This window comes from Oceanimonas sp. GK1 (assembly GCF_000243075.1).
Taxonomy (GTDB): domain Bacteria; phylum Pseudomonadota; class Gammaproteobacteria; order Enterobacterales; family Aeromonadaceae; genus Oceanimonas.
Window position 1 is genome coordinate 938,543 of record NC_016745.1, and the last position, 23,988, is coordinate 962,530.

20 protein-coding genes are annotated in these 23,988 nt (G+C 63.3%); all 20 read left to right on the plus strand.

Annotation, left to right across the window (positions count from 1 at the left end):
- Positions 1–2 precede the first annotated feature (2 nt).
- The 20 genes from rsmH (at position 3) to rraB (ending at position 23,984) form a co-directional block, all read left to right on the plus strand.
- Positions 3–947, plus strand: coding sequence for a 16S rRNA (cytosine(1402)-N(4))-methyltransferase RsmH (gene rsmH / locus GU3_RS04455; RefSeq protein ID WP_014291355.1), 945 nt, complete (start codon positions 3–5; stop codon positions 945–947).
- Positions 947–1,258, plus strand: a complete 312-nt coding sequence (gene ftsL, locus GU3_RS04460; RefSeq protein WP_014291356.1) for a cell division protein FtsL — start codon at positions 947–949, stop codon at positions 1,256–1,258. Before rsmH ends, ftsL begins: the two co-directional genes overlap by 1 nt.
- The gene (locus GU3_RS04465) at positions 1,255–3,003 is read left to right on the plus strand and encodes a peptidoglycan glycosyltransferase FtsI (protein ID WP_014291357.1); all 1,749 of its coding nucleotides are present in this window, start codon (positions 1,255–1,257) and stop codon (positions 3,001–3,003) included. Before ftsL ends, GU3_RS04465 begins: the two co-directional genes overlap by 4 nt.
- Complete coding sequence (gene murE / locus GU3_RS04470) at positions 2,987–4,471, plus strand: UDP-N-acetylmuramoyl-L-alanyl-D-glutamate--2,6-diaminopimelate ligase (protein ID WP_014291358.1); 1,485 nt, start codon at positions 2,987–2,989, stop codon at positions 4,469–4,471. The genes GU3_RS04465 and murE overlap by 17 nt, the downstream gene beginning before the upstream one ends.
- On the plus strand, positions 4,468–5,808 hold the full coding sequence (murF, locus tag GU3_RS04475; RefSeq protein ID WP_014291359.1) for a UDP-N-acetylmuramoyl-tripeptide--D-alanyl-D-alanine ligase: 1,341 nt from the start codon (positions 4,468–4,470) through the stop codon (positions 5,806–5,808). The genes murE and murF overlap by 4 nt, the downstream gene beginning before the upstream one ends.
- Complete coding sequence (gene mraY / locus GU3_RS04480) at positions 5,802–6,884, plus strand: phospho-N-acetylmuramoyl-pentapeptide-transferase (RefSeq protein ID WP_014291360.1); 1,083 nt, start codon at positions 5,802–5,804, stop codon at positions 6,882–6,884. The genes murF and mraY overlap by 7 nt, the downstream gene beginning before the upstream one ends.
- Before the next feature lie 4 nt (positions 6,885–6,888).
- A complete protein-coding gene (gene murD, locus GU3_RS04485) occupies positions 6,889–8,187 on the plus strand; it encodes a UDP-N-acetylmuramoyl-L-alanine--D-glutamate ligase (RefSeq protein WP_041542931.1) in 1,299 nt (432 codons plus the stop codon).
- A complete protein-coding gene (gene ftsW, locus GU3_RS04490) occupies positions 8,184–9,359 on the plus strand; it encodes a cell division protein FtsW (protein WP_014291362.1) in 1,176 nt (391 codons plus the stop codon). The genes murD and ftsW overlap by 4 nt, the downstream gene beginning before the upstream one ends.
- Positions 9,356–10,423 carry an undecaprenyldiphospho-muramoylpentapeptide beta-N-acetylglucosaminyltransferase gene (murG, locus tag GU3_RS04495; RefSeq protein ID WP_014291363.1) on the plus strand — a complete coding sequence of 356 codons (1,068 nt, stop codon included), beginning with the start codon at positions 9,356–9,358 and terminating at the stop codon, positions 10,421–10,423. Before ftsW ends, murG begins: the two co-directional genes overlap by 4 nt.
- 13 nt (positions 10,424–10,436) lie before the next feature.
- Positions 10,437–11,894: a UDP-N-acetylmuramate--L-alanine ligase gene (murC, locus tag GU3_RS04500; protein ID WP_014291364.1), complete on the plus strand. Its 1,458-nt coding sequence runs from the start codon at positions 10,437–10,439 to the stop codon at positions 11,892–11,894.
- A complete protein-coding gene (locus GU3_RS04505; RefSeq protein WP_014291365.1) occupies positions 11,894–12,811 on the plus strand; it encodes a D-alanine--D-alanine ligase in 918 nt (305 codons plus the stop codon). Before murC ends, GU3_RS04505 begins: the two co-directional genes overlap by 1 nt.
- 1 nt (position 12,812) lies before the next feature.
- The gene (locus GU3_RS04510; RefSeq protein ID WP_014291366.1) at positions 12,813–13,577 is read left to right on the plus strand and encodes a cell division protein FtsQ/DivIB; all 765 of its coding nucleotides are present in this window, start codon (positions 12,813–12,815) and stop codon (positions 13,575–13,577) included.
- Positions 13,537–14,793 (plus strand): cell division protein FtsA, encoded by a 1,257-nt coding sequence (gene ftsA, locus GU3_RS04515; protein ID WP_014291367.1) that lies wholly within the window; start codon positions 13,537–13,539, stop codon positions 14,791–14,793. Before GU3_RS04510 ends, ftsA begins: the two co-directional genes overlap by 41 nt.
- 47 nt (positions 14,794–14,840) lie before the next feature.
- Complete coding sequence (ftsZ, locus tag GU3_RS04520) at positions 14,841–15,980, plus strand: cell division protein FtsZ (RefSeq protein ID WP_014291368.1); 1,140 nt, start codon at positions 14,841–14,843, stop codon at positions 15,978–15,980.
- Between the two features lie 98 nt (positions 15,981–16,078).
- Entirely contained in the window at positions 16,079–17,002 is a 924-nt protein-coding gene (gene lpxC, locus GU3_RS04525; RefSeq protein WP_014291369.1) for a UDP-3-O-acyl-N-acetylglucosamine deacetylase, read from the plus strand.
- A gap of 341 nt (positions 17,003–17,343) precedes the next feature.
- On the plus strand, positions 17,344–20,070 hold the full coding sequence (gene secA, locus GU3_RS04530) for a preprotein translocase subunit SecA (protein WP_014291370.1): 2,727 nt from the start codon (positions 17,344–17,346) through the stop codon (positions 20,068–20,070).
- A gap of 235 nt (positions 20,071–20,305) precedes the next feature.
- A complete protein-coding gene (locus GU3_RS04535; RefSeq protein WP_014291371.1) occupies positions 20,306–21,004 on the plus strand; it encodes a hypothetical protein in 699 nt (232 codons plus the stop codon).
- Between the two features lie 133 nt (positions 21,005–21,137).
- The gene (locus GU3_RS04540; RefSeq protein WP_014291372.1) at positions 21,138–22,805 is read left to right on the plus strand and encodes a methyl-accepting chemotaxis protein; all 1,668 of its coding nucleotides are present in this window, start codon (positions 21,138–21,140) and stop codon (positions 22,803–22,805) included.
- A gap of 73 nt (positions 22,806–22,878) precedes the next feature.
- Positions 22,879–23,628: a 1-acylglycerol-3-phosphate O-acyltransferase gene (locus GU3_RS04545; RefSeq protein ID WP_014291373.1), complete on the plus strand. Its 750-nt coding sequence runs from the start codon at positions 22,879–22,881 to the stop codon at positions 23,626–23,628.
- Positions 23,625–23,984, plus strand: a complete 360-nt coding sequence (rraB, locus tag GU3_RS04550; RefSeq protein ID WP_014291374.1) for a ribonuclease E inhibitor RraB — start codon at positions 23,625–23,627, stop codon at positions 23,982–23,984. Before GU3_RS04545 ends, rraB begins: the two co-directional genes overlap by 4 nt.
- Positions 23,985–23,988 lie beyond the last annotated feature (4 nt).

A 23,988-nucleotide genomic window follows, 5' to 3' on the forward strand; every position in this document is an offset into this window, starting at 1 on the left:
CAATGAGTGAACAACAGGCACACATTACCGTTCTGCTGGAAGAAGCAGTGGCCGGTCTGAATATTCGTCCCGACGGCATCTATGTCGACGGCACCTTTGGCCGGGGCGGCCACTCGCGCCATATTCTGTCGAAACTGGGCCCGAATGGCCGCTTGCTGGCCATCGACCGGGATCCGGCGGCCATTGCCGTCGCCGAGCAAATTCATGACTCCCGTTTTCAAATACTGCACGGCCCTTTTTCCGGTCTGGCCGCCATGATGGAGGCCGAGGGCCTGACCGGCAAGGTGGACGGCGTGCTGCTCGACCTGGGGGTGTCTTCGCCCCAGCTGGATGAAGCCGAGCGGGGGTTCAGCTTTCAGAAGGACGGCCCCCTCGACATGCGCATGGATCCCGGCAGCGGCCAGAGTGCCGCCGACTGGCTCAACCATGCCGATATGGACGACATCGCCTGGGTGCTGAAAACCTTTGGCGAAGAGCGCCATGCCCGCAAGATTGCCCGGGCCATCGTACACGACCGGCAGACTACGCCCTGGAGCCGAACCCGCCAGCTGGCGGAGATGATCGCCCGGGTCAACCCCAGCAAGGAAAAGAACAAGCACGCCGCCACCCGCAGCTTTCAGGCCATTCGCATCTACATCAACAGCGAGCTGGACGAGATCGAGCAGGCACTGAATGGCGCCCTGACGGTGCTGGCCCCCGGCGGCCGGTTGTCGGTCATCAGTTTCCATTCCCTGGAGGACCGTCTGGTCAAACATTTCATTCGCAAGCAGGAAAAAGGCCCTGAAGTGCCGCCCGGACTGCCCCTGACCGAGGCCCAGCTGGCCGGTGGCCGGCTGCTGAAAAGCGTGGGCAAGGCGCAAAAGCCGTCGCCCGAGGAAGTGGCCGCCAACCCGCGGGCGCGCAGCTCGGTGCTGCGGGTGGCCGAGCGGCTGGAGACCTCGGCGTAATGGAAAGCCGCATCAACCTGGCCCGGGAAATCGGGCGGGATCTGTGGCGTTACAAATGGCTGCTGGGGCTGGCCATGATCACCGTGGTGTCGGCCATGACGGTGATCGTGGTGACCCACAGTACCCGTCAAAAAACCAGTGAATACAACGAGCTGATGGCCGAGCAGGACAAGCTCGACATCGAATGGCGCAACCTGCTGCTGGAGCAGAACACCCTGATGGAGCACAGCCGCATCGAGGCCCTGGCCCGGGAAAAACTGGGCATGAAGCGGCCCGAGCCGGGCAAGGAAAAACTGGTGATGCAACCATGAGCTGGCGCAAAAAACAGAAAAAGGAGCCGATGCTGGCCCGCGGGCGGTTTTATTTTACCTGCGGCGTGATCCTGCTGGCCTTTTTTGCGTTGTTCGCCCGGGCCGCCTGGATCCAGGTGATCTCGCCGGATCGGCTGCGTCAGGAGGGGGATCTGCGCTCCCTGCGCTCCACGGCGGTCAGTAATGCTTCACGGGGCATGATCATGGATCGCAACGGCGAAGAGCTGGCGGTGTCGGTGCCGGTGCAGGCGGTGTGGGCGGATCCCAAGCAGATCCATGCCGAACAGAGCCTTAACAAGCAGCAGGCCTGGCAGGCGCTGGCGGAAGTGCTGGGCGTGCCCCACGACACCCTGCTGGCCCGCGTGCAGGACCCCAAGCGCCGCTTTGTGTATCTGCAGCGCCAGGTCACCCCGGCGGTGGCCGACTACATTCGCAAGCTGCGCCTGCCCGGGGTGCACCTGCGTCCGGAAGAGCGGCGCTTTTATCCCACCGGCGAGATCAACGCCCACCTGGTGGGCATGACCAATATCGACGGCGCCGGCATCGAGGGCATAGAGCGGGCCTTCAACGACTGGCTTACCGCCCAGCCCGGTGAACGCAAGGTACGCAAGGATCGCCTGGGCCGAGTGATTGAGGATCTGGGGGTGGTGGCACAAGCCCGGGAAGCGAACCACATCGAACTGACCATCGACCAGCGGGTGCAGGCCCTGGCCTACCGCTCCCTCAAACGCGCCTTTGAATACCACAGGGCCACCTCGGCCTCGCTGGTGATGCTGGATGTAAAAACCGGTGAGGTGCTGGCCATGGTCAACGCGCCTTCGTTCAACCCCAACAACCGCAGCCAGTACCAGAGCTTTCGCGCCCGCAACCGGGCGGTGACCGACACCTATGAGCCGGGCTCCACCCTCAAGCCGATGATAGTGGTTAGCGCCCTGGAAAACGGCGTGGTGCAAGCCGACTCCATCATCGACACCAGCCCGGGCTGGATGCGGCTGGGGGGCAAACGGGTGGCGGATACCCGCAACCTGGGCAAAATCACCGTGGAAACCGTGCTGCAGCGCTCGTCCAACATGGGCATGGTGCGCATGGCGATGGAAGAAACCCCGGATCAGCTGCTCGACACCCTGTATCGCTTTGGCCTGGGCATCGACTCGGGCATGGGGCTGGTGGGCGAGAGTACCGGCCTGGTGCCCCAGCGCCGGCGCTGGTCCGACATCGAGCAGGCCACGTTGTCGTTTGGCTACGGCGTGACCGTCACCCCACTGCAGCTGGCCCAGGCCTATGCCATTCTGGCCAACGGCGGCGAGCGCCATCCGCTGACCATCATCAAACGCAATCAGCCCGCCAGCGGCGAGCAGGTGATCCCCCGCCGCCATGCCGAGGCGGTACTGAACATGCTGGAAAGCGTGGTACGCCCCGGCGGCACCGCCACCAACGCCGCCATTGCCGGCTACCGGGTGGGCGGCAAGACCGGCACCTCGCGCAAGGCCATCGCCGGCGGTTACGGCAGCGATTACGTGGGCCTCTTTGCCGGCGTGGCGCCGCTCAGCGATCCGCGCCTGGCCATGGTGGTGGTGATCAACGAACCCCAGGGCGATCAGTATTACGGCGGTCAGGTGGCGGCCCCGGTGTTTGCCGAGGTGATGAGTGGTGCCCTGCAACTGCTCAACATTCGCCCCGATGCGGCCACCGAAGAACAATTCCAGCTGGCAGGACAGGAGGCAGCCGTTGTCCCTCACACTTAGAGAGCTGGCGATTCCCCTGGGCCACGCGGCCCCGGCCATCGCCATTGAGCACATCACCCTCGACAGCCGGGCGGTCACCCCCGGCTGCCTGTTTATTGCCGTTAAAGGCCATCAGACCGACGGTCGTCAGTTTATCGGCAGTGCCCTGGAGCGGGGTGCTTCGGCGGTGATCTATCAGGCCGACACCCCCGAAGCGGCCGGCCTGGATGCCCAGGACCACCGCCTGCTGGGCGTGTACCGGCTGCCGGAGCAGCTGTCGCGGCTGGCCGGTGCCTTTTATGGCGACCCGTCGCGGCAACTGCAACTGGTGGGGGTGACCGGTACCAACGGCAAAAGCACCGTCTCCCAGCTGATCGCCCACTGGAGCCAGTTGCTGGGCACCACCACCGGCGTGATGGGTACCCTGGGCAACGGCTTGTGCGGCCGGCTTCGGCCTGCCGTCAACACCACCGGCTCGGCGCTGGAGGTGCAGGCCGAGCTGGCGGCCATGCTCGACGCCGGTGCGCGCAGAGTGGCGATGGAGGTGTCTTCCCACGGCCTGCATCAGCACCGAGTGGCCGCGCTGGATTTTGACGTAGCGGTGTTCACCAACCTGAGCCGGGATCATCTGGATTACCACGGCACCATGGCGGAATACGGTGAGGTCAAGCGCGGCCTGTTCGAACTGTGCCGCCAGGGCCGGGTGATCAACGCCGATGACGTTCACGGCCGGCGCTGGCTGGCTCATTACCCCGACGCCGTGGCCTACAGCCTGCACGGCCGAATGGCGGATTTTCCCGGCCGCCAGCTGGTGGCGGAAACGGTGCATTTTTATGGTGACGGGGTGAAAGTGACCATTAACTCCGACTGGGGGAATGGTGTATTATCCGCCCCCCTGATCGGCCGTTTCAATGTCGCCAATCTGCTGGCGGCCATGGGGGCGTTATTGGTGCTTGGTGAGTCCTTCGAGCGACTGCTGGAAACCGCCCCCAAACTGGTGGGGGTGGCCGGGCGCATGGAGCCCTTTACCGCCCCCGGCAAGCCGCTGGTGGTGGTGGACTATGCCCACACCCCGGATGCCCTGGAGCAGGTGCTACAGGCGCTGCGTCTGCACTGCCGGGGCCGGCTGTGGTGCCTGGTGGGCTGCGGCGGCGATCGGGACAGGGGCAAGCGGCCGCTGATGGCGGCGGCGGGGGAAAATGGCGCCGACGAGCTGATCCTGACCGACGACAACCCCCGCACCGAGTCACCGGCGGCCATTATCTCCGATATGCAGGCCGGACTCAGTGCACCGAATACCGCCAGGGTGATTCACTCCCGGGCCGAGGCCATTGCCTATGCCGTGGGCGCAGCGAACGAGCAGGACATTATTTTGGTAGCAGGCAAGGGCCATGAGGATTATCAGATAGTGGGTACACAGACCTTACATTACAGCGATCGGGAAACCGTGGCCGCCGCGCTGGCCGCCGCGCTGGGAGCAGACCGGTGATTGCCATTTCCCTGAGCCGGCTGGCCGAGGCCTCCGGCGGCGAGCTGCGCGGGAGTGACCGCGATATTCTGGCGGTGTCCACCGACAGCCGTCAGCCCATGGATGAGGGCTGCCTGTTTGTGGCCTTGTCCGGTGAGCGTTTCGACGCTCACGACTTTGCCGCCCAGGCGGTGGCGCAGGGGGCGGCCGCCCTGTTGGTGGAGCGCTGGCTGGATTCCGAACTGCCCCAGATCCGGGTGGCCGACACCCGGCTGGCGCTGGGGGTGCTCGGCGGCCTGGTGCGTGAGCAAAGTGGTGCCCGGGTGCTGGCCATTACCGGCAGCTGCGGCAAGACCACGGTGAAGGAAATGGCCGCCAGCATACTGCGCCAGAAGGGCGAGGTGCTGGCCACCAGAGGCAACCTCAATAACGAAATCGGGGTGCCCCTGACTCTGTGCGAGCTGACCCACGACACCGACTACGCGGTGATCGAGCTCGGCGCCAACCACATCGGTGAAATTGCCTGGACCAGTTCGCTGGCAAAGCCCCATGTGGCACTGATTAACAACGTGGAAGCTTCACACCTGGAAGGGTTCGGCTCCCTGGAGGGCATCGCTCAGGCCAAGGGAGAAATCTACAGCGGTCTGGTTCCCGGTGGCGTGGCCATTGCCAACGGCGACAGTCCCTTTTGCAGCCTGTGGAAACAGCAGGTGGAACTGATGTATTTCGGCGACCGGCGCGACTACCAGGCCCGCCAGGTGACCCTGGATGGCGCCGGCTGCGCCCGGTTCCGGCTGCTGACGCCTAAGGGCGAGGTAGAGGTGCAGTTGCCGGTGCCCGGCAGGCACAATGTGGCCAATGCCCTGGCTGCCGCCGCCGGTACCGAGCAGCTCGGCGCCAGCCTGGAGGAGATTGCGACCGGTCTTGCCGCCTTTAACCAGGCCAAAGGCCGGCTGCAGGTCTGGATGCGACCCGGGCTGACGGTGCTGGATGATACCTATAACGCCAGCGTCGCGTCGGTACTGGCGGGGCTCGATACCCTGGCCAGCCTGCCCGGGTATCGTATTTTTGTGTTCGGCGACATGGCCGAGCTCGGCGATTACAGCCGCGACATGCACATCAAGGTGGGCGAGCATGCCCGCCAGCTCGGCATTGATGCGGTGCTCACCGTGGGCCGTGACAGCAAGGACACGGCCACGGCGGCCCAGGGCCGTCATTTCGACAACAAGCAACAACTGTGGCCGGCGCTGAAAGCGGCGCTGGCTGCCCACAACAAGGTGGTGGTTTTGGTCAAGGGTGCACGCAGTGCCCGGATGGAACAGCTGGTCCGGGCCATTCAGGAGGGAGAGCTATGCTAGTCTGGCTGGCGGAATGGCTGACTCCCCATTTCGGTTTTTTCAACGTCTTTTCCTACCTCACCTTCAGGGCCATCATCTCCATCCTGACCGGCCTGCTGGTCTCCCTGTGGATTGGCCCCCGGCTGATCCGCCGGCTGCAGCAACTGCAGATTGGCCAGGTGGTGCGCAACGACGGTCCCGAGTCCCACTTCAGCAAGGCTGGCACTCCCACCATGGGCGGTCTGATGATCCTGATCGCCATCTTTGTATCGGTGCTGCTGTGGGCCCGGCTGTCCAACCCCTATGTGTGGGTGGTGCTGTTCGTGCTGGGCGCCTTTGGCGCCATCGGCTTTGTGGATGACTACCGCAAGGTGGTGCGCAAGAACACCGACGGCCTGATTGCCCGCTGGAAGTATTTCTGGCAGTCGGCGGCGGCATTGGCGGCGGCGGGCTTTGTGTACTGGATTGCCAAGGATCCGGCCCAGACCCAGTTGGTGGTGCCCTTCTTTAAGGACGTCATGCCCCAGCTTGGCCTGTTCTTTATCGTGCTCAGCTACTTCGTGATCGTCGGCTCCAGCAATGCGGTCAACCTGACCGATGGCCTCGACGGCCTGGCCATCATGCCCACCGTCATGGTGGCGGCGGGCTTTGCGCTGGTGGCCTGGGCCACCGGTAACGTCAATTTCGCCGAGTACCTGCACATTCCGTACGTGGCTCATGCCGGCGAGCTGACCGTGGTGTGCACCGCCATTGTCGGTGCCGGCCTCGGCTTTTTGTGGTTCAACACCTTTCCCGCCCAGGTGTTTATGGGGGATGTGGGTTCACTGGCTCTGGGAGCGACCCTGGGCGTGATTGCCGTGCTGGTGCGCCAGGAATTCCTGCTGGTGATCATGGGCGGCATTTTCGTGATCGAGACCCTGTCGGTGATCCTGCAGGTGGGCTCCTACAAGCTGCGGGGCCAGCGGATTTTCCGCATGGCACCCATTCATCACCATTACGAACTGAAAGGCTGGCCCGAGCCGCGGGTGATTGTTCGTTTCTGGATCATCACCCTGATGCTGGTGCTCACCGGCCTGGCCACCCTGAAGCTGAGATAACGCCATGATCCCTGCGCGCACTGTGATTATCGGACTGGGGCAGACGGGACTGTCCTGTGTGCGCCACTGCCTGACCCGGGGCATCCGCCCGCTGGTGATGGACACCCGTGCCCAGCCGCCGGGGGCCGAACAGTTGCCCGCAGGGCTGGAGTGTTATTTCGGTGGCCTGAACGCCGAGGTGCTCTGTGGTGCCGAGCTGATTATCGCCAGCCCCGGGGTGCCCCTGGCCACGCCGGAGCTGCGCCGTGCCGCCGAGGCCGGGGTGGAGATCATCGGCGACGTCGAGCTGTTTCTGCGGGAGTGTACGGCCCCGGTGATCGCCATTACCGGCTCCAACGGCAAGAGCACCGTCACCACCCTGGTGGGCGAGATGGCCGCCGAAGCGGGACTGGCGGTGGGGGTAGGCGGCAACATCGGTACCCCGGCGCTGGAGCTGCTGGAACGCTCCCTGGCGCTGGCGGTGCTGGAGCTGTCCAGTTTTCAGCTGGAAACCACGCCCGGCTTGCGGGCCCTGGCCGCCACCGTGCTCAACATCAGTGAAGACCACCTGGATCGCTACGACTCCCTGGCCCACTACCGGGACACCAAGCTCGGCATCTATCAGGGCGCCGGGCTGTGCGTGTACAACCGGGAAGACGCTGACACCCGGCCGCCCGCCGGTTGCCGGGCGGTGAGCTTTGGCCTGAACGAACAGGATTATGGCCGGGTCGAGCAGGGCGGCGAGCGTTGGCTGGCGGTGCACGGCGAGCCGGTACTGCCGGTACGCGAGCTGCGCATCGTCGGTGCTCATAACCAGCTCAATGCCCTGGCCGCCATGGCGCTGGCGGACGAGGCCGGGATTCCCCGTGCCGCCCAGCTTGCTGTGCTGCGCCGCTTTGCCGGTCTGGCCCATCGTTGCCAGTTTGTGGCCGAGAAACAGGGGGTGCGCTGGATCAACGACTCCAAGGCCACCAATGTGGGCGCCACCCTGGCGGCCATCGACGGCATCGCCGACGGTCTGTCCGGCCGGCTGTGGCTGATTGCCGGCGGCCAGGGCAAGGGACAGGATTTTTCCCCGCTGGTGCCGCTGCTCAACAGCCGCATTGCCGGCATGGCCTGCCTGGGAGAAGACCAGGAACAACTGCTGCGGCTTGGCTCCAATACTCATGCCGTGGCCGGCATGGCCGAAGCGGTGGCCTGGTGCGCGACACAGGCCACCCCTGGTGACTGGGTGCTGCTGGCCCCGGCCTGCGCCAGCCTCGACATGTACCCCAATTACCTGGCCCGGGGTGATCATTTCACCGCCCTGGTGGAGGCATTGTGAAACTGCTGCCCGCCTTTAGCGCCGACTGGCTGCTGCGCCCGTCCCAGGGCCATATCTATGACCGCCAGCTGGTGATTTTGTCGCTGGCGCTGATGGCCATCGGTCTGGTGATGGTGTCGTCCGCCTCCATCGCCGAGGGCATTGCGGTGGGCGACGATGCCTTTTATTTCGTCAAGCGTCACGGCAGCTTTCTGCTGATTTGCCTGTTTCTCAGTGCATTGGTATTGCAGGTGCCGATGGCCCGCTGGCAGCAGTGCAACGCCGGCTTTCTGATCCTGGCGCTGCTGATGCTGGTCCTGGTGCTGGTGGCCGGACGCGAAATTAACGGCAGTAAGCGCTGGCTGGCGTTGGGGCTGTTCAACGTACAACCGGCGGAAATTGCCAAGCTGGCGCTGTTCACTTTCCTCGCCGGTTTTCTGGTGCGCAAGCAGGATGAGGTGCGCGGTCACTGGAAGGGCTTTCTCAAGCCCCTGGCGGTGATGGGCATGCTGTCGTTCCTGCTGCTGATGCAGCCGGATCTGGGCTCGGTGGTGGTGCTGTTTGTCACCACCCTGGGCATGCTGTTTATCGCCGGCGCCCGCATGGGCCAGTTTATCAGCCTGGTCATGCTGGGCATGGCCCTGGTGGCGGGCCTGATCGCCATGGCTCCCTACCGGGTGAAGCGGGTGACTTCCTTTCTCAATCCCTGGGACGATCCCTTTGGCAGCGGTTACCAGCTGACCCAGTCGCTGATGGCCTTTGGCCGGGGCGGCTGGTTTGGCGAAGGGCTCGGCAACTCGATTCAGAAACTGGAATACCTGCCCGAGGCGCACACCGACTTTGTCTTCGCCATTCTCGGCGAGGAGCTGGGCTTTACTGGTGTGCTGATGGTGCTGTTGCTGCAGTGCTGGCTGGCGTTCAAGGCGCTGCGCATCGGTCAGAAGGTACTGAACGGCGGCCGCCAGTACGAAGGCTATCTGGCCGTGGGCATCGGCATCTGGTTCAGCTTTCAGACCGTGGTCAACGTGGGCGCGGCCTCGGGCATGCTGCCCACCAAGGGCCTGACCCTGCCCCTGGTGAGCTACGGTGGCTCCAGCTTGCTGGTCATGAGCGCCGCCGTGGCCATTCTGGTGCGCATCGATTTTGAATGGCGCCGGGATCATATGCAGGCCAGACAGCGGGAGGCACTATGAGCGACAACAAAACTTTGCTGGTGATGGCCGGCGGCACCGGCGGCCATGTGTTCCCCGGGCTGGCGGTGGCGGATCTGCTGCGGCAGGAAGGCTGGACCATTCACTGGCTGGGCACCGCCGAGCGGATGGAAGCCCGGCTGGTGCCCAGCCACGGCTACCCGCTGCATACCATCAGCATTGCCGGCGTGCGTGGCAATGGCCTCAAGCGGCTGCTGGCGGCCCCCTTTAAAGTCGCCAATGCGGTGCGTCAGGCCCGCCACATACTGAAACAGACTCAACCGGATGTAGTGCTGGGCATGGGCGGTTTTGCCGCCGGCCCGGGCGGGGTGGCGGCAAAACTGGCGGGCATTCCGCTGGTGCTGCACGAGCAGAATGCCGCCGCCGGCCTGACCAACCGGCTGCTGGCGCGCATTGCCAGCCGCGTGCTGATGGCCTTTCCCGGCGCCTTTGCCAAGGGCGAGGTGGTGGGCAACCCGGTGCGTCCGGAGGTGGTGGCGCTGCCGGCACCGGAACAGCGTATCGGCCTGGAACCCCAGCCGCTGCGGCTGCTGGTGGTGGGCGGCAGCCTGGGCGCGAAAATTCTCAACGATACCCTGCCCGAAGCGCTGGCCCGAGTGAGCGCCCCGGTGCGGGTACGCCACCAGTGCGGCAAGGGCAACAGCGAGGCGGTGCGTGCCGCCTACGCGGCTCAGGGCGTGCAGGCCGAGGTGAGCGACTTTATCACCGACATGGCCGCCGCCTACGGCGAGGCCGATCTGGTGGTGTGCCGGGCCGGTGCGCTGACGGTGTCGGAAGTGGCGGCGGCGGGTATTGGCGCCATTTTCGTGCCGCTGCCTCATGCGGTGGACGATCATCAGACCAAAAATGCCCAGGCATTGGTGAACGAGGGCGCCGCCCTGCTGATGCCTCAGGCCACCCTGACCCCGGCGGTGCTGGCGGCGCAACTGGACCAACTGGCCGGCAGCCGTGAGCGGCTGCGGGACATGGCCGACAAAGCCCGGCAACAGGCGATTACCGATGCGGCGGCGCAGGTGGCGAACTGCCTGCGCGCCCTGGCGAAATAAACGAGAGACTGGCATGACCAAGGTTGAACTGGCAAAACTGAGAAGCATGATCCCGGAGATGAGACGGGTCAGACGCATTCACTTTATCGGCATCGGCGGTGCCGGTATGGGGGGGATTGCCGAGGTGCTGGCCAACGAGGGCTATGCCATTTCCGGCTCCGATATCGCCTACAACCCGGTCACCGACCGGCTGCAGGCCATGGGCGCCACCATTTTTCTGGGCCACGATGCCCAGCAGGTGGCCGGGGCCAGCGTGGTGGTGGTGTCCACCGCCATACAGGCCGACAACCCGGAACTGCTGGCGGCCCGGGATCTGCGCATTCCGGTGGTGCGCCGGGCCGAAATGCTGGCGGAGCTGATGCGTTTTCGTCACGGGGTGGCGGTGGCCGGCACCCACGGCAAAACCACCACCACCAGCCTGGTGGCCAGCATTTACGGTGAAGCGGAGCTGGACCCGACCTTTGTGATTGGCGGCCTGCTCAACAGCGCCGGCTGCAATGCCCGGCTGGGCACCAGCCGTTATCTGATCGCCGAAGCCGACGAAAGCGATGCCTCCTTCCTGCACCTGCAGCCCATGGTGTCCATCGTCACCAATATTGAAGCGGATCACATGGATACCTACGGCGGCGACTTCAGCAAGCTGGAGGGTACCTTTGTCGACTTTCTGCACAACCTGCCGTTCTACGGTCTGGCGGTGCTGTGCATCGACGATGAAGTGGTACGCAGCCTGCTGCCCCGCATCGGCCGCCAGTCCGTGACCTACGGCTTTCATCCCGAAGCCGATTACCGGGTAGAGGACTTTCACCAGCAGGCGGATCACAGCACCTTTCGAGTCTGCCGCCCCGACGGCAGCTGCCTGGATGTACAGCTCAACCTGCCGGGCCGGCACAATGCCCAGAACGCGGCGGCGGCCATTGCCGTGGCCTGCGAGGACGGCATCGAGGACGCGGCCATACTGGCGGCGCTGAAAAAGTTCGAGGGCGTGGGCCGGCGTTTTCAGCAATACGGCGAGTTCGACACCGGTCGTGGCCGGGTCAAGCTGGTGGACGACTACGGCCACCACCCCAGCGAAGTGCGCGCCACCCAGAATGCGGTGCGCGCCGGCTGGCCCGAGCGCCGGCTGGTGACCATTTACCAGCCCCACCGCTATACCCGCACCCGGGATTTGTACGAGGATTTTGTCGACGTACTGTCGAAAAGCGATGTGCTGATCCTGCTGGAAGTGTACAGTGCGGGCGAAACGCCCATTCCCGGCGCCGACAGCCGGGCGTTGTGCCGCACCATTCGCAGCCGGGGCCAGGAGCCCATTTATGTGGCGAGCCCCGATGAAGTGCCCCTGGTGCTGGCCGACCTGATGCAAGACGGTGACATTGTGCTGACCCAGGGAGCCGGTAATGTGGGCGCCCTGGCGCGCAAGCTGGGCGGGCTCGGACTGTCCATTGAGGCGATGAAACAGCAAGGAGGCCAGTAATGGAATCATTCGGCAAGGTTGCAGTGCTCTTTGGCGGACGCTCCGCCGAACGGGAAGTGTCGTTGCGTTCCGGCGCCGCCGTGCTGGCCGGGCTGCAGCGGGCCGGGGTGGATGCCCACGGCATCGACACCAGGGATTATCCGCTGGCGCAACTGAAGGAAGACGGCTTTGACCGCGCCTTTATCGTGGTGCACGGCCGGGGCGGCGAAGACGGCACCCTGCAGGGCGCGCTGGAGCACCTGGGGCTTCCCTACACCGGCTCCCGAGTGCTGGGGGCGGCCCTGGCCATGGACAAGATCCGCACCAAGCAGGTGTGGCGGGCCATGGGGCTGCCCACCGCCGATTTTGACATTGTGCGCCGTAACCAGTACCAGCCCGCCGATGCCGACAGGCTGATGGGGCGCTTTGGCGGTCCTGTGTTCGTCAAGCCGTCTCACGAAGGCTCCAGCATCGGCATGGCCCGGGCGGAAAACGCCACTGAACTGGCCGCCGCCATCGAGGCCGCCTTTGCCTTTGACGACGAGGTGCTGCTGGAGCGTTTTATCGACGGCGATGAATACACCGTCAGCATTCTTGGCGAGCGGGCGCTGCCGGCCATTCGTCTGCGCACCCCGCACACCTTTTACGACTACTCGGCCAAGTACCAGTCGGGCGATACCGAGTATCTCTGCCCCTGCGGTCTGGACGAGGAGGAAGAGCGGGCACTGGGGGAGCTGTGCCTGCGCGCCTTTGATGCCGTGGCCGCCAGCGGCTGGGGCCGGGTCGATCTGATGCGGGATCGCGGTGGTCAGTGGTGGCTGCTGGAAGTGAACACGGTCCCGGGCATGACCGAAACCAGCCTGGTACCCAAGGCGGCCCGAGTGGCCGGCCTGGATTTCGACCAGCTGGTGGTGCAGGTGCTGGGAATGGCAAACTGACATGAGCGAGGCCGTGGTCACCCGTACCCGGCTGGGCTTTTTGTCCGGCCTGGTGTTTTTCCTGCTGGTGCTGGGCGCCCTGCTGTGGGGGCTGTGGCAGTTGGTGATGTGGGCCACGGCGGCCAACCAGGTGCCGGTGAACAGCCTGATCATTCAGGGCGAACACCGTTTTGTGGAGCGGGACGAGCTGCGCCGGTCGGTGCTGGCCCTGCCCGAGGTAGGCAACTTTTTCACCCTGGAGGTGGACCGGGTTCAGCAGCAGCTGCAGGCGCTGCCCTGGGTCTATCAGGCCTCGGTGCGCAAGCAATGGCCCGACAGCCTGCGGGTATATATCGTCGAGCAGCCGGTGGCGGCGTTCTGGAACGAACAGGCGCTGGTCAACACCCATGGCGAGGTGTTTGAGGCCGACCGGGGGCAACTGAAACTGGTGAGCCTGTCGGGGCCCGACGAGGAAGCGGCCAGGGTACTGGAAGAATACCGGCGGCTGCAGCCGCTGCTGGCGGCCAAGGGCTATGACATCAGCCGGCTGCACCTGACGCCGCGGTTTTCCTGGGAGCTGACCCTGGACGACGGCGTCAGGCTGATACTGGGGCGGGACGACATCGAAGCCCGTCTGAAACGATTTGTGAATGTCTATCCGGGCATTGTAGGGCGCGAGCGAGTGGCTTATCTCGACCTGCGTTACGATACCGGACTGGCAGTGGGATGGAAGCAGGACGAAGAGAATGACCAAGAGCGCGGAACGAAATCTGATCGTCGGGCTTGATATCGGCACGGCCAAGGTTACGGCCCTGGTAGGTGAAGTGCTGCCGGACGGCGATCTCAACATCATTGGCCTCGGCAGTCATGCCGCCAAGGGCATGGACAAGGGCGGGGTGAACGATCTCGAGTCGGTGGTCAAGTCCCTCAAGCGGGCGGTGGACGAGGCCGAAATGATGGCCGACTGTCAGATCACCTCCGTGTACCTGGGGTTGTCGGGCAAGCACATCGAATGCCGCAACGAAACCGGCATGGTGCCGGTGTCGGACGAGGAAGTAACCCAGGAAGACATGGACAACGTCATCCACACCGCCAAGTCGGTGCGCTTGTCCGATGAGCACCGGGTGCTGCACGTGATCCCCCAGGAGTACTCCATCGACTTTCAGGAGGGGATCAAGAACCCCATCGGCCTGTCCGGGGTGCGCATGCACGCCAAGGTGCATCTCATCACCTGTCATAACGACATGGCGCGCAACATCGAGAAATGCGTGGAGCGTCTGGGACTGCGGGTAGACCAGCTTATTTTCAGTGCCCTGGCGTCCAGCTATGCGGTACTGACCGACGACGAAAAGGAGCTGGGTGTATGCGTAGTGGATATCGGCGGCGGCACCATGGACATGGCGGTGTTCACCGGGGGCGCGCTGCGCCATACCAAGGTGATCCCCTATGCGGGCAGCACCGTCACCAGTGACATCGCCTATGCCTTTGGCACGCCGCCGCTGGATGCGGAAGCCATCAAGGTGCGCCACGGCTGTGCCTTCAGCCGGCTGGTGAGCAAGGAAGACAGCATCGAAGTGCCCAGCGTGGGCGGGCGCCCGGCGCGCAGCCTGCAACGCCAGACCCTGGCGGAAGTGATCGAGCCCCGCTACAGCGAGCTGCTCGGCATGATCAACCAGGAGCTGGCCCGGGTGCAGACCGAGCTGAAAAAGGCCGGGGTCAAGCACCAGCTGGCCGCCGGCCTGGTGCTCACCGGCGGCGCCGCCCAGATTGAAGGCCTGGTGGAATGTGCCGAGCAGATCTTCCAGTGCCAGGTACGCATCGGCCAGCCCGACGGCATCAAGGGGTTATCGGATTATGTTGAAACGCCGGTGTATTCCACCGCCGTGGGGCTGTTGCAGTACGGCAAGGAGCACCAGTCCATGCCTCAACAGGAGTACAGCAGCAAGTCCAGTGTGGGCGGCCTGATCAAGCGGGTCGGCAACTGGCTGCGTGGTGAATTTTAATTCCGGCGGGAGCTTGCCGGGACCAAAGCGGAGAGAGGGTTAATCCTATGTTTGAACTGATGAATGATCACGAGCAGGAAGCCGTCATTAAAGTGGTCGGTGTGGGCGGCGGCGGCGGTAACGCCGTGGAGCACATGGTGCGGGAAAACCTCGAAGGGGTGGAATTCCTGGCCATCAACACCGATGCCCAGGCGCTGCGCAACGCCAGCGCCCATCACACCCTGCAGGTCGGCAGCGCCATTACGAAAGGCCTGGGCGCGGGTGCCAATCCGGAAGTGGGCCGTGATGCCGCCCTGGAAGACAAGGACGCCATTCGCGATCTGCTCGATGGCGCCGACATGGTGTTTATCGCCGCCGGCATGGGTGGTGGCACCGGCACCGGCGCCGCGCCGGTGGTGGCGGAGGTGGCCAAGGAGCTGGGCATTCTGACCGTGGCGGTGGTGACCAAGCCTTTTGCCTTTGAAGGCAAGAAGCGCATGAACTATGCCCAGCAGGGCATCAACGAGCTGGCCAAGCACGTCGACTCGCTGATCACCATTCCCAACGACAAGCTGCTCAAGGTGCTGGGCCGGGGCATTTCCCTGCTGGACGCCTTCAAGGCCGCCAACAACGTGCTGCTGGGCGCGGTACAGGGCATTGCGGAGCTGATCACCCGTCCGGGTCTGATCAACGTCGACTTCGCCGACGTGCGCACCGTGATGAGGGAAATGGGCACCGCCATGATGGGCACCGGTCACGCCACCGGGGAAGACCGTGCCGAGGAAGCCGCCGAGAAAGCCATCTCCAGCCCGCTGCTGGAAGACGTGGATCTGGCCGGCGCCCGGGGCATTCTGGTGAACATCACCGCCGGCCTCGACATGAGCATCGAAGAGTTTGAAACCGTGGGCAACGCGGTCAAGGCCTTTGCCTCCGAGAACGCCACCGTGGTGGTGGGTACCGTACTGGATCCGGAAATCACCGACGAACTGCGCGTCACCGTGGTGGCCACCGGCATCGGTGCCGAGCGCAAGCCCGACATCACCCTGGTGAAATCCGGCAACAGCCGTGACGACAACGGCCTGCGCCGGGCCGACAGCGGCCACGACGAGCAGCCGGGCAAGCTGGCGGTGGGCGGCGACAATGCTCAGGTGAAAACCGATCTGGACTACCTGGACATTCCGGCCTTCCTGCGCAAGCAGGCAGACTGAAAAACGCGCCGAATTGGCGTGGCTGGGTAAAAACGTGTTAGGATATGTGGCCATTTTAACATGGTTCGAATCGGGCTATCTGACTGACGGACAATCCTATGATTAGACAACGAACTCTCAAGAATACCGTGCAGGCCACCGGAATCGGCCTGCATTCCGGCCACAAGGTGCAGCTGCGCTTTGTTCCTGCGCCGGCCAACACAGGTATCGTGTTTCGTCGTACCGATCTGGAGCCGCAGGTCGAGATTCGGGCCGACGCCGACCTGGTGAAGGACACCATGCTGTGTACCGCCCTGGTCAATGACGACGGCGTGCGGGTGTCTACCATCGAGCACCTGTCCGCCGCCCTGGCGGGGCTGGGCATCGACAACCTCTATATCGAGGTGGATGCCCCCGAGGTGCCGGTGATGGACGGCAGCTCCCATCCCTTCATCTACCTGCTGCAGTCCGGCGGCATTCGCGAGCTGAACGCGCTCAAGCGCTTCATTCGCATCAAGCAGCCGGTGCGGGTGGAAGACGGCGACAAGTGGGCGGAATTCCGGCCCTGGCACCGTGGCTTCAAGATGGATCTGACCATCGACTTCAAGCACCCGGTGTTTGAAGGCCAGAGTCAGCATCTGGTGCTGGATTTTTCCGGCGCCGCCTTTGTGAAGGAGCTAAGCCGGGCGCGGACCTTTGGCTTTATGCGCGATATCGAGTACCTGCATTCCCAGAACCTGGCGCTGGGCGGCAGCCTGGAAAACGCCGTGGTGCTGGATGACTACAAGGTGCTCAACGAAGACGGTTTGCGCTATCCCAACGAGTTTGTGAAGCACAAAATGCTGGACGCCATCGGCGACCTGTATATGTGCAACCACAGCATTCTGGGCGAGTTCCGCGCTTACAAGACCGGCCACGCCCTGAACAACACCCTGCTGCGGGCTCTGCTGGCGCAGACCGAGGCCTGGGAAATGGTCACCTTTGGTGACGAAGGCGCCGAGTCGCCCATCCGTTACTACGACACCGCCTTTCAGCCCGCCTGATCCTGTGCTCACACGCCGGCCTCTCTCCGCGCCGGCGTGTTTTTTGTTTTTCACGGTTGCTTGCCACCCTGTTGTTGCCCTGGTGTCGCTCACTGGCGGCAAACGGCGATTGTGTTTGCCGGCCCCCTTGAATACGGCCGCTGTCATCACCATATACTTTCCGATCCGCACATTCACCGGCAGAGCCTTTTCCTCGCTGCCCCAACGGGTTACATTTGCATGATGAAATGCCGAGAGCGCAGGGCCGGCTGCAGGGGGCACACCGTTTTTCCCGGCAATGTTATCGTTATGGCCTCGCGGGCGCGCGGGGCGACTTTTTTCAACATCACAATTGGCCAAGCATGATTACCAAACTCTTCACTCGAATCATTGGCAGTCGCAACGACAGAACCCTCAAGCGACTGCGCAAGGTAGTAAACGAAATCAATGCCATGGAGCCGAAGTTCGAAGCCCTGTCGGACGCCGAGCTGCAGGGCAAGACGGTAGAATTCCGTAGCCGCCTGGAGCAGGGCGAAACCCTGGAGCAGATTTTGCCCGAGGCCTTTGCGGTGGTGCGCGAGGCCTCCAAGCGGGTGTTTGCCATGCGCCATTTCGACGTGCAGATGATCGGTGGTATGGTGCTGAACAACAACCAGATCGCCGAAATGAAAACCGGTGAGGGCAAGACCCTGACCGGGACGCTGCCGGTGTACCTGAATGCCCTGACCGGCCGGGGCGTGCATGTGGTGACGGTGAACGATTACCTGGCCCGCCGGGATGCGGAAGGCAACCGGCCGTTGTTCGAGTTTCTGGGCCTGACCGTGGGCTGCAACCTGCCGGGTATGAGTCATCAGGAAAAACAGGCCGCCTACGCCTGCGACATCACCTATGGCACCAACAACGAGTTCGGTTTCGACTACCTGCGCGACAACATGGCCTTTTCGCCCGAGCAACGGGTGCAGCGGCCCCTGAACTACGCCCTGGTGGACGAGGTAGACTCGGTGCTGATTGACGAAGCCCGTACGCCGCTGATTATTTCCGGCCCGGCGGAAGACAGTTCCGAGCTGTATAAACGCATCGATACCCTGATCCCCAAACTGGTGAAGCAGGACAAGGAAGACACCGAGGAATACACCGGTGACGGCCACTACACGGTGGACGAGAAGAACAAGCAGGCGCTGCTCACCGAAAATGGCCAGATCTTCGTGGAAGAAGAGCTCAAGCGCATGGGCCTGCTGGACGAGAACGACTCCCTGTTCTCCGCCGGCAACATCACCCTGCTGTCCCACGTCAACGCCGGCCTGCGGGCCCACACCCTGTTTGAGCGCAACGTCGACTACATCGTGCAGAACGACGAGGTGGTGATCGTGGACGAGCACACCGGCCGTACCATGCCGGGCCGGCGCTGGTCCGAGGGCCTGCATCAGGCGGTGGAGGCCAAGGAAGGGGTGAAAATCCAGAACGAGAACCAGACCCTGGCCTCGATCACCTTCCAGAACTATTTTCGGCTGTACGACAAGCTGGCGGGCATGACCGGCACCGCCGACACCGAAGCCTTTGAATTCCAGCATATTTACGGCCTCGATACGGTGGTGATCCCCACCAACAAGCCGATGATCCGCAAGGACATGGGGGATCTGGTATACCTGACCGCCCCGGAGAAATACCAGGCCATCGTCGCCGACATCAAGGACTGCGTGGAGCGGGGCCAGCCGGTGCTGGTGGGTACCGTCTCCATTGAAAACTCCGAACTGCTGTCCGGCATTCTCGACAAGGAAGGCATCAAGCATCAGGTGCTCAACGCCAAGTTCCACCAGAAGGAAGCGGAGATCATCGCCCAGGCCGGCCGGGCCGGTACCGTGACCATCGCCACCAACATGGCCGGCCGGGGTACCGACATCGTGCTCGGCGGCAGCTGGCAGTCGGAAATCGAGGCATTGGGCGAGGGCGTCACCCCGGAGCAGATTGCCGCCATCAAGGCCGACTGGCAGCAACGCCACGATGCCGTGCTGGCCGCCGGCGGCCTGCACATCATCGGCACCGAGCGCCACGAGTCCCGCCGTATCGACAACCAGCTGCGGGGCCGGGCAGGCCGCCAGGGGGATCCGGGCTCCAGCCGGTTCTACCTGTCGATGGAAGACGCCCTGATGCGCATCTTTGCTTCGGATCGGGTCACCGGCATGATGAAGAAGCTGGGCATGCAGGAAGGCGAAGCCATCGAACATCCCTGGGTAACCCGGGCCATCGAAAACGCCCAGCGCAAGGTGGAAACCCGCAACTTCGATATTCGTAAAAACCTGCTGGAATTCGACGACGTGGCCAACGACCAGCGCAAGGTGGTGTACGAGCAACGCAACGAGCTGCTCGACTCCGGTGACATTCGCGACACCATCACGGTGATCCGCGAAGACGTGCTCACCGACGTGGTCAACGAATACATTCCGCCTCAGTCCCTGGAAGAAATGTGGGACGTGCCTGGCCTGGAGCAGCGCCTGCAGAGCGACTTTGCCCTGGAGCTGCCCATTGCTGAGTGGCTCGAGCAGGACGACAAGCTGCACGACGAGCAAATCCTGGAGCGGGTGCTGGCAGCGGCCAGCAAGACCTACGAGGAAAAGGAAGCCGTGGTCGGCGCCGAGGTGCTGCGCCAGTTTGAAACCTCGGTGATGCTGCAGACCCTCGACAACCTGTGGAAGGAACACCTGGCGGCCATGGATCACCTGCGCCAGGGCATTCATCTGCGTGGCTATGCCCAGAAAAACCCCAAGCAGGAGTACAAGCGCGAGTCCTACGAGCTGTTTACCCAGATGCTGGACAACCTCAAGCGCGAGGTGGTGAGCATTCTCAGCCGGGTGCGGGTGCAGAGCCAGGAAGAAGTGGAAGCGGCCGAGGCCAAGCGCCGCGAGGCGGCCGAGCGTCTGCCCCAGAGCTACAGCCACGCCGAGGCCGAGAACCCGCTGGCCGAGAGCGGCGCGGCCCCTCAGGATGAGGCGGCGCCCTTTGTGCGGGAAGGCCAGAAGGTGGGACGCAATGACCCTTGCCCCTGTGGCTCGGGCAAGAAATACAAGCAGTGCCATGGCCGGCTGAGTTGAGCCGGCCACTAGGATACTATCAATGCCGCCTTCGGGCGGCTTTTTGTTGTGATGTCCGGCAGGTCACAGCCTGGCTGAACGATATTTCTGCTGTCACTGTCACTTTAAGCATATCGCGCCAAATCCCCTCGGGCGACCTGGCCCCGGTTCCACTTCGGGGTGAATTGGCCCATAATTTCTCGCCCCGAGAGCAGGGGACTAAAAAACAATAAAACGGGATAAAAAAGAGGCGGATATGTATCACAGAGGAGCTCTGCGGCTGACGCTGTGGCTGGTGCCGGCGCTGTTGCTGATGGGGGCCCTGATCTTGTGGCTGTTGTTGCAGTCCCAGCGGGATCTGGAGCGGGCGCAGCAAACCCGGTTTGACTATTTTGAAGCGGCCAATCAGATCCGCATGCTGTCGGGGCAGCTCAGTGCCCGGGCCCGCAGTTATGCCTATACCGGCTCCGAACGGGATCTATCGCTCTATCACCATGTGCTGGCCATGACCGAGGGCCGCCATGCCCGGGTGAACGGCAAGACCCTGTCCAACGAGCAGTTGCTGCGGGGCATGGCTCTGACCCGGGAAGAGCTGAACCTGCTGGAGCGGGCCCGTCAGGCCACCCTGACCCTGGCCCGGCTGGAAGACGAGGCCCTGCGGCTGACCGAAGCCGGCCACTCCCATCAGGCCCGGCAAAAGGTGTTTAACCCCGACTACGACAGCTACAGCGAGGTAGTGACCGGCTCGGTCAACCAGTTTGTCGGGCTGCTGCTGGAGCGGCTGGATCGCAACATTGAGCAGGAGCGGCAGCAACATCGCTACGCCATGGCCGCCATGGTCATTATCTTTATGCTGCTGGTGTTATGCAGTCTGGTGCTCAGCTGGCTGCTACGCCAGGAAACACCCCATTCCGGTCGCGTGATGCCGGGCAGCCGTTATGGAGGGGCCCGCTGACCCTCTACTTTTCTTCGCGTCACTTTCATGAAAAGGTTTCGAGTGAATCTTTTTGTTTCATTTTGTTAAATGAAAACATAACCTGTGCCGTCTGTATCATTTATTGTGCACAGTTGCGAGGAAGGGAAAGAAAATGGGTGGCAGTATGACCCTGAGGGCCATTATTCGGCTGATTATCGTGGTGGCGCTGGGCTTTGCCCTGATCCTGGGAGGCACACTGTTCTTTCTGCTGCAGGCCCAGAACCAACTGGAAGCCACCCAGAGCAAGCAGTATGACAACTTCAACTCCGTCAACCAGATGCGGATCCTGTCGAGCGAGTTAACGTCCAGTATTCGTAATTATGTTTCCACTTCCTCCCGCCAGGAGCTGGACCACTACCGCAGCGTCCTGGCCATGACCGAAGGGCGCAAGCCCAGGCCCGGCGGCCACACCGAGTCCAATGAACAGATGCTGAAAGGGATGCAGCTGACGCCTCAGGAGCTGGCCCTGCTGGAGCAGGGGCGCCAGGCCACGATCACCATGGCCAAACTGGAAGGCGAGGCCATCGAGCGGATGCAGGCGGGCCAGAGCCGTGAGGCCTGGAGCCGGGTGTTCAATGAGCACTACGATCAGAACCGGGCGGTATTGCAGGATTCGGTGGACAGGTTTATCTCCATGTTGCTGGCTCGGCTGGAGCAGGACATTGCCAGCGCCCGGCAGAAAAAACAGAACATGGTGGCGGTGATGGTGGCCATGGCCGGGTTGCTGGTGGTGCTCAGCCTGTTGCTGGGCTGGGTGCTGCGGCGTGCCGTGCTGCAGCCGCTGGGAGCCGAGCCGGCGGAAATGGAGCGCATTGCCGGTGCCGTTGCCGCCGGCGATCTCGGGTTGCGCTTTATGCCCAACGCCGAAGGGGTATATGGCCGTCTGCAGCATATGACCGAGCGGCTGCGGGAGCTGATTGGCCAGATCAACATGTCGAGCTCGGGGCTGGCTTCGGCCGCGGAAGAAACCTCGGCGGTGTCGCTGCAGACCAGCACCAACCTGGAGCGCCAACAGCAGGACACCGAGCAGGTGGCCACCGCCATCAATCAGATGTCGGCCACGGTGCAGGAAGTCTCTCAGCATACCGCCCAGGCCGCGGAATCGGCGAAATCGGCCTTTGATGCCGCCGAGCAGGGACGCCAGGTGGTCTTGCAGACGGTTGAGCACATTCAGCATCTGGCGGAAGACGTTGGCAGCACCGGCCAGGTGGTGCAGTCCCTGGCCGACAGCAGCACTCAGATCAGTACCGTGGTTGAGGTGATCCAGGAAATTGCCGATCGTACCAACCTGCTGGCCCTCAATGCCGCCATCGAAGCGGCCCGGGCCGGTGAGCAGGGCAGAGGATTTGCGGTGGTGGCCGCCGAGGTACGCAACCTGGCCGAGCAAACCCAGCAATCTTCCCAGGAAATTGTAACCACCATCACCCGTCTGCAGGCCGATGCGGACAAGGCCCGAACCGCCATGGACAGCGGCCGGCAGCGAGCCGAGGCGACGGTCGCGCGGGCGCGGGAGGCGGAGCGGGCGCTGGAAGTGATCAGTGCCGCCGTGCAACTGATCCACGACATGAACACCCAGATCGCCAGTGCGGTGGAAGAGCAGGCCTCGGTCACCGAGAACATCAGCCGCAATGTCACCAGCATTCATGGCATGGGCGAAGAAAACGCCGCCGGTGCGGAGCAGACCGCCAGTGCCAGCCGTGAACTGGCCAGCCTGGCGGAGCAACTGCAGCTGGCGGTCAGCGGCTTTCGGCTGGAGCGGGGGCCCGGCGGCCACGGCTGATGCCGGGCCGCCGGCCTTGTTCCCTTGAGGGGCGGTCAGTATACTGCCGTCTCTCAAATTGCGAGGATTGTTCATGTTAAAGCTGTTGCGGATACTGTTGCTTGGCCTGGCCATGGTCGTCGTTTTCGTACTGGGTACTCTGCTGTGCCTGGTCCGTCCCCGCCATCCGAATAACGTCTATCTGCTCGGCCGTCTGTTTCACCTGGCCTGTCCGCTGATCGGGCTCAAGGTTCGCGTGCGCGGGCGTGAACACGTCAAGGGACTGGAGTCGGCCATTTACATCGCCAACCATCAGAGCAACTGGGACATTATCACCCACCCGGGGGTGCTCTCGCCCCGGACCGTGGCCATCGGCAAAAACAGCCTGTTCTGGATCCCTTTGTTCGGCCCGCTGTTCTGGCTCAGCGGTAATTTGCTGATCAACCGGGAAAACAAGGCCAAGGCCGCCAGCACCATTGGCAAGGTGGTGGAGAAAATCCGCAGCCGCAGGCTGTCCATCTGGATGTTTCCCGAAGGCACCCGCAGCAAGGGCAAGGGGCTGCTGCCGTTCAAGACCGGCGCCTTTCACATTGCCCTGCAAGCAGGCGTGCCCATTGTGCCCATCGCCTGCTCCAGCTATTTTGGTCAGGTGGATCTGAACCGCTGGGACAACGGTGAAGTGCTGATCGACATCATGCCGCCCATCGACGTGAGTGACTGCCAGCCGTCGCAACTGCGCGACCTGCTCAAACAGAGCCGCAAGCAGATTGCCGACGGTATTGCCCGCCTCGACGGGGAAGCCCGCCGTCCCGATACCCTTACTCAATCCGGAGCCGAATCATGAGCCAATCCCCAGACTGGCGCGCCGAAACCCGCGACATTATTGAATCCCTGCTGAGCGACGGCAGTGACCCCGACGCCGAATACACCATAGAGCATCACTTTTCCGGGCAGTATTTCGCCAAACTGGAAAAGGCCGCGGTGGACTGTTTCAACGCTGGCTACGAGGTGACCGATGCCGAGGAGCTGACCCTGGAGCGGGGCCAAACCCTGCTGTGCTTTGACGCCGTGGCTGACAGCGCCCTCGATGAAGAGCAGATCATGCAACAGATTGCAGAGTTGCTGCCCATTGCCGAGAAATACGGCATTGACTACGACGGCTGGGGTACCTATTTCGAGGGGGACGACGAAGAGGAATAACCCC